This window comes from Zoogloea sp. JDB1 (assembly GCF_056724025.1).
Genome location: NZ_CM161496.1, coordinates 5,237,849 through 5,251,477, shown reverse-complemented (window position 1 = coordinate 5,251,477; position 13,629 = coordinate 5,237,849). Strand labels below are relative to the sequence as shown.

General features: G+C 68.3%; 13 protein-coding genes. 9 read left to right on the top strand and 4 right to left on the bottom strand.

Translation table 11 applies throughout. From position 1 onward, the window contains the following. Window positions 1-30 precede the first annotated feature (30 nt). The gene (locus tag AC1PPK_RS23880; RefSeq protein ID WP_481115470.1) at window positions 31-1,011 is read right to left on the bottom strand and encodes a LysR family transcriptional regulator; all 981 of its coding nucleotides are present in this window, start codon (window positions 1,009-1,011) and stop codon (window positions 31-33) included. Between the two features lie 94 nt (window positions 1,012-1,105). On the opposite strand from AC1PPK_RS23880, the gene AC1PPK_RS23875 reads away from it, so the two are divergent. Both AC1PPK_RS23875 and ccoG read left to right on the top strand, forming a co-directional pair. Continuing rightward, entirely contained in the window at window positions 1,106-2,368 is a 1,263-nt protein-coding gene (locus AC1PPK_RS23875) for an MFS transporter (protein ID WP_481115469.1), read from the top strand. Window positions 2,369-2,634: 266 nt separating this feature from the next. After that, window positions 2,635-4,074, top strand: a complete 1,440-nt coding sequence (gene ccoG, locus AC1PPK_RS23870; protein ID WP_481115468.1) for a cytochrome c oxidase accessory protein CcoG — start codon at window positions 2,635-2,637, stop codon at window positions 4,072-4,074. A 191-nt stretch (window positions 4,075-4,265) separates the two neighbouring features. Here the strand turns inward: ccoG and AC1PPK_RS23865 are convergent, their stop codons facing one another. Then, a complete protein-coding gene (locus tag AC1PPK_RS23865; protein ID WP_481115467.1) occupies window positions 4,266-5,600 on the bottom strand; it encodes a sigma-54 interaction domain-containing protein in 1,335 nt (444 codons plus the stop codon). A gap of 293 nt (window positions 5,601-5,893) precedes the next feature. Between AC1PPK_RS23865 and petA the strand changes: the two genes are divergently transcribed. Genes petA through AC1PPK_RS23845 form a run of 4 tightly spaced genes read left to right on the top strand, consistent with a single transcriptional unit; the run spans window position 5,894 to window position 7,778 of the window. Continuing rightward, a complete protein-coding gene (gene petA / locus AC1PPK_RS23860) occupies window positions 5,894-6,523 on the top strand; it encodes a ubiquinol-cytochrome c reductase iron-sulfur subunit (protein WP_481115466.1) in 630 nt (209 codons plus the stop codon). Window positions 6,524-6,541: 18 nt separating this feature from the next. Further along, a complete protein-coding gene (locus AC1PPK_RS23855; protein WP_481115465.1) occupies window positions 6,542-6,841 on the top strand; it encodes a cyd operon YbgE family protein in 300 nt (99 codons plus the stop codon). A gap of 11 nt (window positions 6,842-6,852) precedes the next feature. Continuing rightward, entirely contained in the window at window positions 6,853-7,518 is a 666-nt protein-coding gene (locus AC1PPK_RS23850) for an MBL fold metallo-hydrolase (RefSeq protein WP_481115464.1), read from the top strand. A 14-nt stretch (window positions 7,519-7,532) separates the two neighbouring features. Further along, the gene (locus AC1PPK_RS23845) at window positions 7,533-7,778 is read left to right on the top strand and encodes a YfhL family 4Fe-4S dicluster ferredoxin (RefSeq protein ID WP_481115463.1); all 246 of its coding nucleotides are present in this window, start codon (window positions 7,533-7,535) and stop codon (window positions 7,776-7,778) included. Window positions 7,779-7,790: 12 nt separating this feature from the next. Here the strand turns inward: AC1PPK_RS23845 and AC1PPK_RS23840 are convergent, their stop codons facing one another. Next, the gene (locus AC1PPK_RS23840; protein ID WP_481115462.1) at window positions 7,791-8,348 is read right to left on the bottom strand and encodes a M15 family metallopeptidase; all 558 of its coding nucleotides are present in this window, start codon (window positions 8,346-8,348) and stop codon (window positions 7,791-7,793) included. Window positions 8,349-8,457: 109 nt separating this feature from the next. Then, window positions 8,458-9,585 (bottom strand): AraC family transcriptional regulator ligand-binding domain-containing protein, encoded by a 1,128-nt coding sequence (locus tag AC1PPK_RS23835; RefSeq protein WP_481115461.1) that lies wholly within the window; start codon window positions 9,583-9,585, stop codon window positions 8,458-8,460. A gap of 342 nt (window positions 9,586-9,927) precedes the next feature. On the opposite strand from AC1PPK_RS23835, the gene AC1PPK_RS23830 reads away from it, so the two are divergent. From AC1PPK_RS23830 to AC1PPK_RS23820, 3 genes are read left to right on the top strand one after another with little or no spacing between them, the layout of a single operon-like run. Further along, window positions 9,928-11,247, top strand: a complete 1,320-nt coding sequence (locus AC1PPK_RS23830; RefSeq protein ID WP_481115460.1) for an MFS transporter — start codon at window positions 9,928-9,930, stop codon at window positions 11,245-11,247. 32 nt (window positions 11,248-11,279) lie between these two features. Continuing rightward, window positions 11,280-12,542: an acyl-CoA dehydrogenase family protein gene (locus AC1PPK_RS23825; protein ID WP_481115459.1), complete on the top strand. Its 1,263-nt coding sequence runs from the start codon at window positions 11,280-11,282 to the stop codon at window positions 12,540-12,542. A gap of 51 nt (window positions 12,543-12,593) precedes the next feature. Next, the gene (locus AC1PPK_RS23820) at window positions 12,594-13,613 is read left to right on the top strand and encodes an amidohydrolase family protein (protein ID WP_481115458.1); all 1,020 of its coding nucleotides are present in this window, start codon (window positions 12,594-12,596) and stop codon (window positions 13,611-13,613) included. The last annotated feature ends 16 nt before the right edge of the window (window positions 13,614-13,629 follow it).

The window sequence follows — 13,629 nt, the reverse complement described above, 5'->3', positions numbered from 1 at the left end:
GCTGCGGATGCGCATTGCCCGGTGTGGCATTCAGCCGGCAATCGCCTGCGGCAGCGCGGCGCGCATCACATCGATGAAGCAGCGCAGGCGGGCTGGGTAGAAGCGGGCGTAAGGATAGACGAGGCTGACCGGTAGCGGTGAGGCCTGCCAGTCGGGTACCGGTTGCACAAGGCGCCCGTCGGCCAGCGCTTCCGTCATCACCCACGCCGAGCCGACGCCGATGCCCAGGCCCATCAGGGCCGCGCTCTTCAGCGCGTACAGACTGTCGGTGCTCAGACGCGGCTCGATCGGCACGATGCGGCGCTCGCCGGTCGTCACGTGGCGCAGCGCGATCTCGTGCCGGTAGTAGGTGCGCAGGGCCAGCCACGGCAGGCCGGCGAGTTCTTCCGGCTCCTGAGGCAGGGGGCCGGCTGCGAGCACCGACGGCGCCGCCACGACGATGCGTGGCACCTCGGCGAGCTGGATGGCGACCAGCGAAGAATCGTCGATCTCGCCGACCTGGATCGCGCAGTCGATGCCGGCAGCGATGAAGTCCTGGATCGCGCTGTCGTCGTGCAGCAGCCATTCGACCTTCATGCGCGGGTAGCGCTCCAGGTAGCTGGCCAGCGGGCCGACCAGACGTTCCTGGCCGAAGGCATGGGGTGCCACGACGCGCAGCACGCCTTCCGGCTCCTCGCGGGCGCCTTTCAGACCCGACTCGAAGGCTGCCCAGTTGGCCAGCAGCGCCTTGGCGCCTTCGTAGCAGCGTTCGCCGTCCACCGTCAGGCGCATGGTGTGGGTGGAGCGCTGCAGCAGGCGCACGCCGAGGGATTTCTCCAGGGTCTGCAGGCGCCGGCTGATGGTCGGCTGGGTCATGCCGAGCTGGGTGGCAGCGGCCGACAGGTTGCCGGCCTCGACGATGCGTACGAAGGTCTGGATCAGTTCCAGGCGGTCGCCGGTGGCTGAAGCGGCGGCGGGGGCATCGGCACGGGCGCGGGGTTCGCCGGGGGCGGTGATGAGCGTCTTCTTCATGCGTCAAACGTATAACAAATCTGCATGTCAGGCTACTACCGTGGTGGCCGGGTGACGGGCAAGCTTCGCTCACCCATGAAACAGGAGTTTTGCCATGACTTCCATTTGTAAGACGCATGACCCGCTGGCCGTTCCGCTGATGCCGGAGCCGCCCGAGCTGCCTGAGCGGCTCGAACCGGCGCTGCCGGAGGTCCGCAAGCCGGCCCGCTCGCTGATCTTCCTGCTGGCCACGGGCGCCGGCCTGTCCGTTGCATCCCTGTACTACAGCCAGCCGCTGCTCGGCGTGCTGGCGGCGGAGTTCGGCGCCGGGGCGCGGGAAGCCGGCTTCGTACCGACCCTGACCCAGCTCGGCTACGCGCTGGGGATCCTGCTGCTCGCGCCGCTGGGCGACCGCCACGACCGCCGCCAGATCATCCTCGGCAAGTCGGTGCTGCTGATGCTGGCCCTGCTGGCGGCCGGGCTGGCCGGGGATTTCGGCGGTTTCCTGCTGGCCAGCCTGGCCATCGGCCTGACCGCTACGCTGGCCCAGGATTTCGTGCCGGCCGCCGCCAGCCTTGCACCGGAGCAAAGCCGCGGGCGCATCGTCGGTACGGTGATGACCGGCCTGCTGATGGGCATCCTGTTGTCCCGTGTCGTCAGCGGCCTGGTGGCCGAATACTGGGGCTGGCGGGCGATGTTCGCAGCGGCGGCGGCCGGCATTGCGCTCATCGGCCTGGCCGCGTGGCGGTGGCTGCCGCGGTTCGCACCGACCACGCAGCTCTCCTATCGGGCGCTGCTCGCGTCGTTGCCGGCGCTGCTGGGCCGCCATCGGGAGCTGCGCCGCGCGGCGCTGGCCCAAGGGCTGCTGTCGGTGGGTTTCAGTGCCTTCTGGTCCACGCTGGCACTGATGCTGCACGGCGCGCCCTTCCATCTGGGAAGTGCCGCGGCCGGAGCCTTCGGGCTGGCGGGCGCGGCGGGTGCGCTGGCCGCGCCGATGGCCGGCCACCTGGCGGACCGTCGCGGGCCGGCCCTGGTGATCCGCCTGGCGTCCGGTCTCGCGGCGCTGTCCTTCGGTCTGATGGGGCTCGGCACGCAGCTGCCGCCGACCGTCCAGCTGGTGCTGCTGGGGATTGCCACGGTGGGCTTCGACCTCGGCGTGCAGGCCTCGCTGATCGCCCACCAGAGCATCGTGTATGGCCTCGACAGCGGTGCGCGCAGCCGGCTGAACGCGGTCCTGGTGGTCAGCATGTTCGTCGGCATGGCGGCGGGGGCGGTGGCCGGCAGCCTGCTGTTTGCCCAGTGGGGCTGGCTGGCGGTCACTGGCCTGGCGATGCTGACGTCCCTGGCGGCGCTCGCCGTGCGTGGGCTGCGCGGCTGATTGGAGCTGCGGTCGCGGTGGGTATGGGTTTGCCACCGCGTGTTTCGGACAGAAATACTGCCAGATTTGGCAGTATTTCTGTCAAAAAACTGCCAGTTCGGCGTACTCCACCTGTGCCGACGCAGGCTAAGCCCTTGATCGCAGGCGATTTCCGGAAGCCGGACCGGATGGCACGGATGTTGTTATGGATCGGGTGACCCGCCACGGCTGTGTGCAGCAGAGTCTGTCGTGGTGCCGACCCATTTCAACGCGAGTTCCTTGCAGCCATGAGCGAAGCAGACCCTCGAACCATCATCCCCCCCGATACCCAGGCCAAGGTGCGGGCGGAAACTGAAGACACCCTCTACGCGGTCCGCCAGAAGGTCTACCCCCGTGCGGTGACGGGCCGTTTCGCCACCTGGCGGTGGATTCTGGTGTGGGCGACGCAGATTCTGTTCTATGGGCTGTGCTGGCTGCCGTGGAACGAGCGGCAGGCCGTGCTGCTGGACGTGGTACAGCGCAAGTTCTACATCTTTGGGTGGATCTTCTGGCCGCAGGACGTGTTCTTCCTGGCGATCCTGCTCATCATCAGCGCGTATTCGCTGTTCTTCTTCACGGCGGTGGCGGGGCGGCTGTGGTGCGGCTATTCGTGCCCGCAGACCGTCTATACCGAGATCTTCATGTGGATCGAGGAGAAGATCGAAGGCAATCGCGCCCAACGCATGAAGCTGGACCAGTCCCCGCTGAGCGCCCGCAAGCTGGCGATCAAGGGCGCCAAGTTCGGCACCTGGGGGCTGCTGGCGCTGTGGACGGGCTTCACGCTGGTCGGCTACTTCACGCCGATCCACGAACTGCTCAATGAGGCGGCGACATTCAGCTTCGGCCCGTGGGAGCTGTTCTGGATCTTCTTCTACGGCGGCTTCACCTACCTGTTTGCCGGCGTGATGCGCGAACAGGTCTGCAAGTACATGTGCCCGTATGCCCGCTTCCAGGGCGTGATGTTCGACCCGGACACGCTGGTGATCACCTACGACCCCGAGCGGGGCGAACCGCGCGGCGCGCGGCGCAAGGGTGTCGAGCCGAAGACGGTGGGCAAGGGCGACTGCGTCGATTGCGGCATCTGCGTGCAGGTCTGCCCGACCGGCATCGACATCCGCAATGGCATGCAGTACGAGTGCATCGGCTGCGCGGCGTGTATCGACGCCTGCGATCAGGTGATGGACAAGATGAATTATCCCAAGGGGCTGATCCGCTACACCACCGAGAACGCGATGAAGCGGCACTGGGGCAGGAAGGAGATCGTCGGGCATGTGATGCGCCCGCGGATCCTGATCTACGCCGGGGTGCTGGTGGCGATCTGCACGGCCTTCGTGTGGGGCCTGGCGACGCGCTCGACGCTGCGGGTCGATGTGATCAAGGACCGCTCGACGCTGAGCCGGGAGATCGAAGGCGGCCTGATTGCCAACGTGTACAATCTGCAGGTGATGAACATGACCGAGAAGCCGCGGCGCTTTGCCCTGTCGGCGAGCGGTCTGGACGGGGTGAAGCTGAGTCCGGCCGGGCCGATCGAGCTGGATGCGGCGGAGCTGAAGTCGGTCACCATCGAAGTGGCGGCGCCGCCCGAGTCGGGCAAGCCCGGCTCCAACACCGTGTATATCGAGGTGAAGGCGCTGGACGATGAAACTGTGGCGGTACGGGAGAAGTCGGTGTTCCTGATACCGCAGTAAGCAAGCACCGGAGGCCGCCGGACGCCACTTGTGAGTGGGGCCTGGAGCAGCGGCAGGCGAGGGGAAGCATGGAGCGATCCGGCTTCCCCTTTTCATGTCCGGAAGGTCGGTGGATGGGGGCCGCCAGTGTTCGCTGGCGCTTGCCTTCCCGGATGCCCTGAATGCCGGGCGGTACGCCCTGCGGATACCCGTCAGCCCAGTTCCTTGATGCGGCGGTACAGCGTGCGCTCGCTCATGCCCAGCTGCGCCGCCAGGCTCTTGCGGGAGCCCCGGTGGCCCTGCAGCGCGGCGCGCAGCTGTACGTCGCTCGGTGCTGCCTGGCGCCCGGCGGGCACGGCGCTATGGCTTATCGTGCTGCCGGCGTCCATTGCTGCGTCGCCACCGGCTTCGCCGAATTGCAGTTCCTCCGGCAGATGCCGCAGTTGCAGCAGATCACCGTCGCACAGCAGGCTGGCGCGTTCCAGGATATTGCGCAGCTCCCGCACATTGCCCGGGTAGTCGTAGGCCAGCAGGCAGTCCAGCGCGTCCACGGCGATGTCCAGCGGGCGCTCCGGCGCCACCCGCTTGAGCAGGGCTTCGGCCAGCAGCGGGATGTCTTCGCGGCGGCGGCGCAGCGGCGGCAGGCTGATCGGGAAGGCATTCACGCGGTAGAACAGATCCTGGCGGAACTGGCCCTTTTCCACCAGGGCCTTGAGTGGCCGGTGGGTGGCGGAAACCAGGCGGATGTCAGCGCGGATCAGCTCGGTGCCGCCGACCCGTCGGTAGGTGCCGGTCTCCAGCAGGCGCAACAGCTTGACCTGCATCGCCAGCGGAATGTCGCCCAGTTCGTCGAGGAACAGCGTGCCGCCGCTGGCCACTTCGACGAGGCCGCTCTTGCGTGTGGTCGCGCCGGTGAAGGCACCGCGCTCGTGGCCGAACAGCTCGCTCTCGAACAGGGTTTCGGTGAGGCCGGAGCAATCCACCGCCACGAAGGGGCGATCGGCGCGCCGGCTCGCCTCGTGGATGGCCTGGGCAGCCAGCTCCTTGCCGGTGCCGGACTCCCCCTGCAGCAGCACGCTGGCTTCGGATGGGGCGACGCGGGCTACCAGCTCCAGCATCGCCAGGAAGGCCGGCGCGCGGCCGATCAGGCCCTGGTCGGCGGCGACGCCACGGGCCACCGGCAGCGGCTCCAGCTTCTCGATGAAGAAGGCGATCTCGCCGCCTCGGTCGCGCACCGGCGACAGTTCGATGTTCTCATAGCGCTCGCCGCCGGCAGTGTGATGCAGGTGTACCACGCGCTCCCGCTGGCCGGACTGCAGGCTGCGCGCCAGCGGACAGGATTCGCCGGCCTGATCGCAGGGCACCGGATAGTGGTGGGACACCTCGTAGCAGTGGCGCCCGATCAGGTCGTCCGGCCGCTCGCATTTGGCCCGGTAGGCGCCGTTGGCGGCCAGGATCCGGTAGTTGCGGTCACACAGGATGTGCGGTTCCGGCAGCGTGTCGAGGAAGGACACGAGTTCGGGGAGGGGATGGGGGCCGATGCTCATGGGGAAAGGCTTTCTGCCAGATGGACTGCCGGATGCTGTCATGGCAGACCGCCTCGGTCAAATCACTTCGGGCGGCCCGTTTCGGAGCACCTTCCGTCCTGGTGGCCGGAAGAACTGCCAGGCAAGGTCGTGGCAGTTCGCGTGGCAGGCCTGATGGCAGCAAGCTCGGTGCTACGGGTGCGTAAGTGCTTGATGTGAAAGGGGCTGGTGTTACGCATTCGGGTGGCATGAATGTTGATTAGCCGGAGCTGATGCAGCTTGAAGACCACCGCCAGCCCAACCGAGAGGATTCCATGCCTACCACGACCCTGCCGCCCGTTATCGGCGGACCCGAATCTCCCCGCGATCCGTCCCGCCGGACCCTGCTCATCGCCACCGCGGGGGCCGGCGGGGCCTTGGCGGTGGCCGCCGCCGCGCCCTTCGTGGCAACGCTGACCCCGTCCGAGCGTGCGATGGCCGCCGGGGCGCCGGTGGAGGTGGACATCGACAAGCTCGCGCCGGGTGAGCTGATGGTCGTCGAATGGCGCGGCAAGCCGGTGTGGATCCTGCGGCGCACCCCCGACATGCTGGCCGCGCTGGCCCGGGCCGAACCCCGGCTGGCCGATCCCCAATCCGGCGTGGCCTCCCAGCAGCCCGACTACGCCCGCAACGCCCATCGGTCGCGCAATCCGGAGATCTTCGTGGCGGTAGGCATCTGCACCCATCTCGGCTGCTCGCCGTCCAGCGCCTTCCAGGCCGGTAATCCGGCCCTCGGTGCCGACTGGCCCGGTGGCTTCCTGTGCCCCTGCCATGGCTCGACTTTCGATCTGGCAGGGCGGGTCTTCAAGAACAAGCCGGCGCCGACCAACCTCGAGATCCCGCCCTACAAGTACCTGAGCGACACCCGTCTGCTGATCGGCGCGGACGATGCCGCGGCGGCCTGACCTTGGTGGAGGATGGCCATGCACAAGATTCATCCCGACGCGGGAATACCCGATGACACAGACCCCGGACTGCGCCTGCTGTCCCTGCTGACCGGTGTCCTGCTGGCCGTCCTGCTGGTGGCCTTCCCGCATGTAGCCCTGGACCGCTGGGGCTCTGCCGACCCGTTCGCCGCCCTGTGTCTGCTGTGGGCGATGGTCGCCGGCTTTGCGAGCGGCCTGGTCATGCGCCCGGCGTGGTGGCCGTTCCGGCTCGCCGCGTCCAGCCACGCCTGCTTGTTTGCCCTCGTGCTGGCCGTGCTCAGGGTGGCGGGGCATTGAGGAGCGCAGCAATGTACTTCCGGCAGTTCTTCGACCCGCGGACTTCCGCGATGAGCTACCTGTTCGCCCTGGCGGAAGCGGACGCGGCGGTCGCCGTCGATCCCAATCCCGATCCTTGCCAGGCGCTGTTGCTTCAATCCCTGCTGGCCGAGCGCCGCTTCGAGCTGCGGATGATCCTGCTGACCCATGTCCATGGCGACATGCTGGAACGCCTGGCCAATCTCTATCCGGCGGTGCCGCTGGTGGCTGGCGCGCCGCCGGGCGGCGGCGAACGCTACCAGGTGGCCAGCGATGGCGACACGCTTCTCGTCGGCGCCGAGGCGATCCGCGTGATCGCCACGCCCGGCCACACGCCGTTCAGCGTCAGCTACCTGTGGCAGGACCGCCTGTTCTGCGGCGACACGCTGGAGCTGGGCGGCTGCGGCCTGGCGGAAGGGGAAGTCTGCGATCCGGGGCGTATCTACGACTCGGTAGTGCACCGGCTGTTCGTGCTGCCTGACGAGGTGCTGGTCTTTCCCGGCCACGATGTGCATGGGCGCACGGTGTCGACGATCGGCGAGGAGCGCCAGCGCAACCCCTTCTTCCTGCCGCGCTCCCGCGATGCCTTCATGACTGCTTTCCGGGAACGCCAGCGGCCGAAGCCCGCCGGCTTCCGTTTCGATTCCCAATCCCTTTGAATCAGGAGAAAACCATGGCCTTGATGATTACCGAGGAATGCATCAGTTGCGACGTGTGCGTTCCCGAGTGCCCTAACGAAGCCATTTCCCAGGGAGACGACATCTATGTGGTCGATCCCGCCAGATGTACCGAATGCGTTGGCCACTTCGATGAGGCGCAGTGCATCCAGAGCTGTCCGGTGGACTGCATTGTCCATGACCCGGCACATGTGGAGAGCCGGGACGAGCTACATGCGAAATACGAGCGGACGAGGGCTTGAAGGAAAGATCGTTCAGTCTGCTTCGGGTAGAAGTCGATCCCGTTCGAAGCACCAGTGCCAGGGTTCATACAGAAAGCCCTCGGGATTGTTGCGCGGGTAGGACAAGGTATAGCCATGGCCTGCCGCATGGGCGTTCAGCCAGGCGAACGCCGCGGTGTCTTCGAACTGTTCCTCCGCTGGCGGGCAGCCCGGTGTCGTCACGTCGATGGCGCAGCCGGTGTGGTGTTCGGAGGTGCCGGGAATGGCCAGCACACTCAGGATGTCGGCCAGCGGGAGACCCTTGTCCAGCTTCTGGCGGATGAGTTCCGCCTGGCGCTCGATGCTGCGGAAGGCGGACACCAGTTCCAGCTCCACTCCGTCCGCTGCGGCGGCGGCCCGCATTTCCCGCCAGGCCTGTGCTGCCCGCCGGTGCAGCAGGAAGCCGCGGGTGGCGTGGGTTTCCACCACGACCAGGTCCTGCGCCTCGGCGAACAGGTGCAGTCCGCGCCGGGCGATCTCGCTGGCCGGAATGCCGAGTGGGTGGAGGAGGTCGGGCAGATGTGTCTGTGAGCTTGGAAGAGGCAAAGCCATGGCCGTGGGCTGAAGTGGACGGGCGCGATCCGGTCCGGGCAGTCATCCTAATCGAAGCCTGCGCGACAGGCACGCAGATGGCCGTTTGGCCTTCCGCCGGGCGGAAGACTCAGCCGGCGTGGCGCACCTTGCCCGCGGAGAAGCCGGCGGCCGGCCGGGGCGACGCGTCTCCGGCACCGTGCCGGGCCCGGTAGTCGCTGGGCGACAAGCCGGTCCATTCGCGGAAGGCGCGGCGGAAGCTGCGCTCGTCGGCGAAGCCGAGCACTTCGGCGACCTCGCGGATCGGCTCCTGGCCGCGCAGCATGCGCTGCGCGTGGAGGGAGCGGGCCGCACGCGACAGCATGCTGTAGCTGACGCCTTCCCGGTCGAGCATGCGCGCAAGGGTGCGGCGGCTGACACCCATGTAACTGGCCATCTCCTCCGACGAGCGGATCTCGCGGATATGGTCGGACAGGAACTGCAGCGGCGTGCGCGCGCCCGGCGCCTCGGCACTGTCCACCTGGGCGCACAGGCGCAGCAGGTGGCCGCGCACATCGGAATTGGGCACGCCGGTCGGGCGTTGGATCCATTCCCGCGTGAAATGGATCTGGGCGATATCGGCGCCGAGTTTCACCGGGCAGCCGAAGAAGTCCTCCAGGGCCTGCCGGGAAATACCCTCCGAATGCGTCAGCTCCACCTGCCGGGCAATCGGAATGCCCGGCGTGCGCGAACGGGATACCGACAGGCAATTGACGAAATGAAATAGCTCGAGGGCGCTGCGCATTTCCGGATCATGGAATTTCGGAATGTGCAGCATGCGCAGTCCGCCGTTGCCGGATTCCGGCACCGCGCTCCAGGCGGTGCGGAAACTGCGGGCGCAAAAGCGGATGCCTTCCTCGCCGGTGGGAAATGCCATTGCCGCCAGCCCGACGAGGCCGAAGCTGGCGAAATTGACCCGCGAGGCGTGATTGAAAAGGGATTCTCCCTTGTCGGCGCCGTGCCACAGCCGTTCGAGGATGCGCCGCAATTCCGTGTAGGAAATGATCATCGACGGCCAGTCCTGGGCCGACACGTCGAGCCCCAGCTCCCGCTCCAGGGCGGGTGGCAGGGCGCCCCGTTCCCGCGCCCAGGCGATCAGTCCGGACAGCTGGTAGAGCGTGAACTGGCGGTCGTGGATGCCGATGTCCCAGCCCCGGGGGGCGCCGTAGCCCGCCGCAGAAGCTGCGTGGCGCAAATTGTCCGGGTCCAGGTATCCCATCGGGTCTCTCCATGCGCGGATTGGTGGGCCTTGCCGATTGCAGGGCGGGGGGAATGGAGCGTCAGGTCGTGCCGGGTAGCGCTTATTCCCGTGGGGCCAAATTGGAGGCGGCCTGGCCGCCGGATGCACGGGGCAGGGAAAAATATAGCAAAGGCCCGCTGCGCACCCAACGCAATCCTTGCGATAAGCAATCCATTAATCCTTCTAAACGTGGCACGGATTGTCCTTCTCTCAGGATGGGGCGCTCCCCAACAATAGTGTCCAGATTTGGCGATACGCCCCGAAGCGAATTGGACGGGGCCCGGAGCCAATACCCTTTTATTCATTCCCTTATTTCCGACCATGGCCCCGCCCCGCGAATCCACTCTTGCCGCTCCATTGACGCCGGCCGATCGCCTCCCGAATCCGGCCGATGCCGCGTCGTCCCGCGACTGGGGCGCGCATGCCTCCCTGGCGCTGCTGCTAGCCCTCGGCGTGGTCTGCGTGATGGACGCGATGATCATTGCGTCGCTGCTCACGCCGATCAAGAACGAGTTCGGCTTCAGCGACGAGCAGATCGGCCGCCTGTCGTCCCTGTTCACCCTTGCCGGCATTGTCGGCGCGCCGGTCTTCGGCTTCCTCGCCAACCGCCTGGGGCGCAAGGTCGTGCTCTTGGCCGGCGTGCTGCTGTGGAGCGTCGCCGCGGCGGCCACCGGCCTTGCCGAGGGCTTTGCCGGCCTCTTGCTGTGGCGCATCGTCACCGGCTTCGGCGAAGCGGCCTACAACAGCCTGGCGCCCAGCTGGCTGGCGGACCTGTACCGCCCCAAGTGGCGCAACCTGGTGTTCTCCCTCTACATGCTGAAAAACAAGATCGGCGCGGCGCTGGCGCTGGCCGTCGGGGGCTGGGTCGCCGCTCAATATGGCTGGCGGGCCGCCTTCTTCGTCGCCGGCGTGCCGGGCATCGCACTGTTGCTGGCCCTGCTGTGGGTCCGGGAGCCGGAGCTGGGCGGCAGCGAGGCACGGGCTGCCGGTGGTGCGAAGCTGGAGCGGCCGGACTTCCGGGCCAGTCTGGCGGTGTTCCGCAGCCCGGGCTACGTGCTGCATGGGCTGGCGCTGGTGTTCTTCTTCACCGCCATGTCGGTGCAGATGTGGATTCCGGCCTTCCTGCACCGCGTCCATGGGCTGGCCAACCAGCAGGCCTCGGCCTTCCTCGCCCAGACGCTGCTCTTCACACTGCCCGCCGGGCTGATCGGCGGCTACCTGTCGAGCCTCTTCCTGCGCCAGTACCGCTGGGGCTTCCCAGCCTTCCTGGCGAGCACCTCGGTGATCGCCGCGGCGGCCTTCACGCTGGCCTACACCACTGCCGACCTGGCCCTGGCGCAGATCCTGATCGTCGCCGCCATCACCAGCTTCGGCCTCAGTGCCGGCACGCTGACCACGCTGGTGGTGGAGACTGTGCCGCCGCGCCTGCGCAACAGCGCCGCCGCCTTCTCTGTGGTGCTGACCTCCGGGGTGGCCGGCGTGATCGGCCCCGAGCTGGTCGGCGTCCTTTCCGACCGTTACTCCCTTGCCACTGCGGTGCTGGTGGCGCCGGCCTGCTACCTGGCCGCCGGCCTCGTCTGGCTGGGGCTGGCCGTCGCCATCAAGGTGAGCCCGGCCCGCGTGTTGCCCACCGCGTCCTGAACTTCCCCCGCAACCTGAAACGAAAGCCTGCCATGAGCCTCATCACCGCGATCCCTGCGCGGGACTCCGCCCGCGCCGCTGCGCCCTCCGAACTCCGCTTCGAGCCTTATCCCGGCGACTGGGTCGCCACCGCCCGGGCCCTCGCCGCCGAGCTCAAGCCCGGTGCCGCCGAGCGCGACCACCAGCGCATCCGTCCCGCCGATGCGATCCGCCGCCTGCGCGAGACCGGCATCGTGAACCTCTTCTACCCGCGGGAGCACGGCGGGGGCGGGGGCCGCGTGCGCGATGCCGCCTGGTCGGTGCTGGAGATCGCCCGCGGCGACGGCTCGGTGGGGGCGCTGCTGGGCTTCCACATGTACAACTCGGCGGTGCCGCTGTTCCACGACTTCACTGGCGACAACGCCGCCATCGTGCGCCAGGCCACCGCCGGGCGCTGGTACTGGGGCAACGTGACCCAGTACGTGAACCGGGAGTTCTTCGCCACGCCGCACCCGGACGGCGGCTACGTCATCAACGGCGTCAAGAAGTGGAACACCGGTGCGCCCCTCGCCAACGTCACCACCGTGCTGGCCGAGCACAGCAACCGCCAGCACTTCATCTACGGCTACCTGCCCACCGACCGGGAAGGCATCCGCTTCCACGACGACTGGAACCCCATCGGCCTGCGTGGCGCCGACTCCAGCACCGTCAGCTTCGACAACGTGCGCCTGTACGCCGACGAGGTGATCCCGTGGAAGCACGCCGGCGCCCAGCGCAGCGTGCTGCCCTTCTGGACCACCTTCGGGGCGCTCTACTACTCGGCGGTGTACCTGGGTTCGGCGCTGGCCGCGCTGGATGCAGCCCGCGATTACGCCCTGCACGACCGGCGCCAGTCCATCCTGCCGGGCGCCAATTCCATCGGTGGCGACCCGCTGGTACAGACCCAGTTCGCCGACCTGTGGATCAAGGTGGAGGCGGCGCTGGGCTACTTCGACCGCTTCATCGCCGACCTGCAGGCGGGCTGGGACGGCCGCGCCCACATCGATGAGGACCAGCTTTCCGAGCTGTCGGTGAAGTCCCTCGGGCTGCGCTCCCACGCCTCGCAGATCGCCCTGGAGGTGACGCCGCGGGTCTTCGAGTTTGCCGGTGGCCGCGGCACCAGCGCCGCCAACGACTTCGACCGCTACTGGCGGGACGTCCGCACGCTGGCCTCCCACGACCCGCTGATCCTGTCCCTGCGCCTGGTGGGCGACTACGCGCTGAACGGCACGCTGCCGCGCTTCCCGTCGCGCTTCCCCGAACCCGCCGAGGCCTGAGCCACCCAGCCCCGAACCGCCCGCATCCCCGACCCCGAGAGAGAACCCGACATGACCAAGATCATCGACTGGCACACCCACTGGCTGTCGCCCCGCGCGCTGGCCTTCCTCGAAACGCGCGAGACCGCCCCCCGCGTGCAGCGCCGCCCCGACGGCGGCCTGGAGTTCCTGGTGAACAGCTCCGTGCTGGCGCGGGCGATCCCCATCGGCCCGACCTTCTTCGACGGGCCGACCCGCATCGCCCACATCGACGAGGCCGGCATCGACCACCAGGTGATCTCCTGGCCGACCACCCTGGGCGTCGATCCAGCCCTCGACGCGGCGGCCTCCCGCACGCTGTTCGGCGACTACAACGACGACCTGGCGGAACTGGTCTCCCGCCATCCGGGGCGGCTCAGCGGCCTCGCCGCACTGACCACCGCCGATGTCGAATGGTCGGCCCGCGAGCTGGACCGGGCCCACCGGGAGCTGGGCCTGATCGGCGCGGTGCTGCCGGCCGGCGCCTTCCTGAGCCTGGAGGGTGCCCGCCACGTGGCGCCGATCCTCGAAGTGGCCCAGCGCCATGGCAGCCACCTCTACCTGCACACCGGTCTGGCCCACTCCAGCGTGCCGGGGCAGTGGGCCCATCCGGCGGCGGCCGACGCGGCCACCGCGCGCTGGCTGCTGGAATCCACGTCCCAGTTCTCGGCGGCGTGGATCACCCTGGCCCTTACCGACTTCCTCGCCCCCTTCCCGGACGTGACGGTCCAGCTCGCCATGCTCGGCGGCATCCTGCCGGCGCTGGCCGGCTCCATCGACGCGCGTTCCCGCAAGGAAGGCCTGCCCTCCCAGCTGCCGGCGCTGCGCCGCATCTACATCGACACCGGCGTGCTCGGCAGCGACCCGGAAGCCCTCGGCCTGGCGGTGCGCGTGCTGGGTGCCGAGCGGATCCTCTTCGGCTCCGACTACCCGCTGGTGCCCAGCAGCCCGGTGCTGGCCGCGGTGCGCGGCAGCGGCCTCGACGCCGCGACCCTGCAGACCCTCTTCAACAACGGGCGCGAGATTCTCGAACGCCTGGCCAAGGCCGCCTGAGACCCGCCCGGCCCCC

What these genes read in the sequence shown, in the direction of transcription:
- AC1PPK_RS23840 (WP_481115462.1), bottom strand. Translation starts at nt 8,348, where the DNA reads ATGGCTTTGCCTCTTCCAAGCTCACAGACACATCTGCCCGACCTCCTC.
- AC1PPK_RS23835 (WP_481115461.1), bottom strand. Translation starts at nt 9,585, where the DNA reads ATGGGATACCTGGACCCGGACAATTTGCGCCACGCAGCTTCTGCGGCG.
- AC1PPK_RS23875 (WP_481115469.1), top strand. Translation starts at nt 1,106, where the DNA reads ATGACTTCCATTTGTAAGACGCATGACCCGCTGGCCGTTCCGCTGATG.
- AC1PPK_RS23845 (WP_481115463.1), top strand. Translation starts at nt 7,533, where the DNA reads ATGGCCTTGATGATTACCGAGGAATGCATCAGTTGCGACGTGTGCGTT.
- AC1PPK_RS23820 (WP_481115458.1), top strand. Translation starts at nt 12,594, where the DNA reads ATGACCAAGATCATCGACTGGCACACCCACTGGCTGTCGCCCCGCGCG.
- AC1PPK_RS23855 (WP_481115465.1), top strand. Translation starts at nt 6,542, where the DNA reads ATGCACAAGATTCATCCCGACGCGGGAATACCCGATGACACAGACCCC.
- AC1PPK_RS23865 (WP_481115467.1), bottom strand. Translation starts at nt 5,600, where the DNA reads ATGAGCATCGGCCCCCATCCCCTCCCCGAACTCGTGTCCTTCCTCGAC.
- AC1PPK_RS23880 (WP_481115470.1), bottom strand. Translation starts at nt 1,011, where the DNA reads ATGAAGAAGACGCTCATCACCGCCCCCGGCGAACCCCGCGCCCGTGCC.
- AC1PPK_RS23830 (WP_481115460.1), top strand. Translation starts at nt 9,928, where the DNA reads ATGGCCCCGCCCCGCGAATCCACTCTTGCCGCTCCATTGACGCCGGCC.
- AC1PPK_RS23850 (WP_481115464.1), top strand. Translation starts at nt 6,853, where the DNA reads ATGTACTTCCGGCAGTTCTTCGACCCGCGGACTTCCGCGATGAGCTAC.
- AC1PPK_RS23825 (WP_481115459.1), top strand. Translation starts at nt 11,280, where the DNA reads ATGAGCCTCATCACCGCGATCCCTGCGCGGGACTCCGCCCGCGCCGCT.
- ccoG (WP_481115468.1), top strand. Translation starts at nt 2,635, where the DNA reads ATGAGCGAAGCAGACCCTCGAACCATCATCCCCCCCGATACCCAGGCC.
- petA (WP_481115466.1), top strand. Translation starts at nt 5,894, where the DNA reads ATGCCTACCACGACCCTGCCGCCCGTTATCGGCGGACCCGAATCTCCC.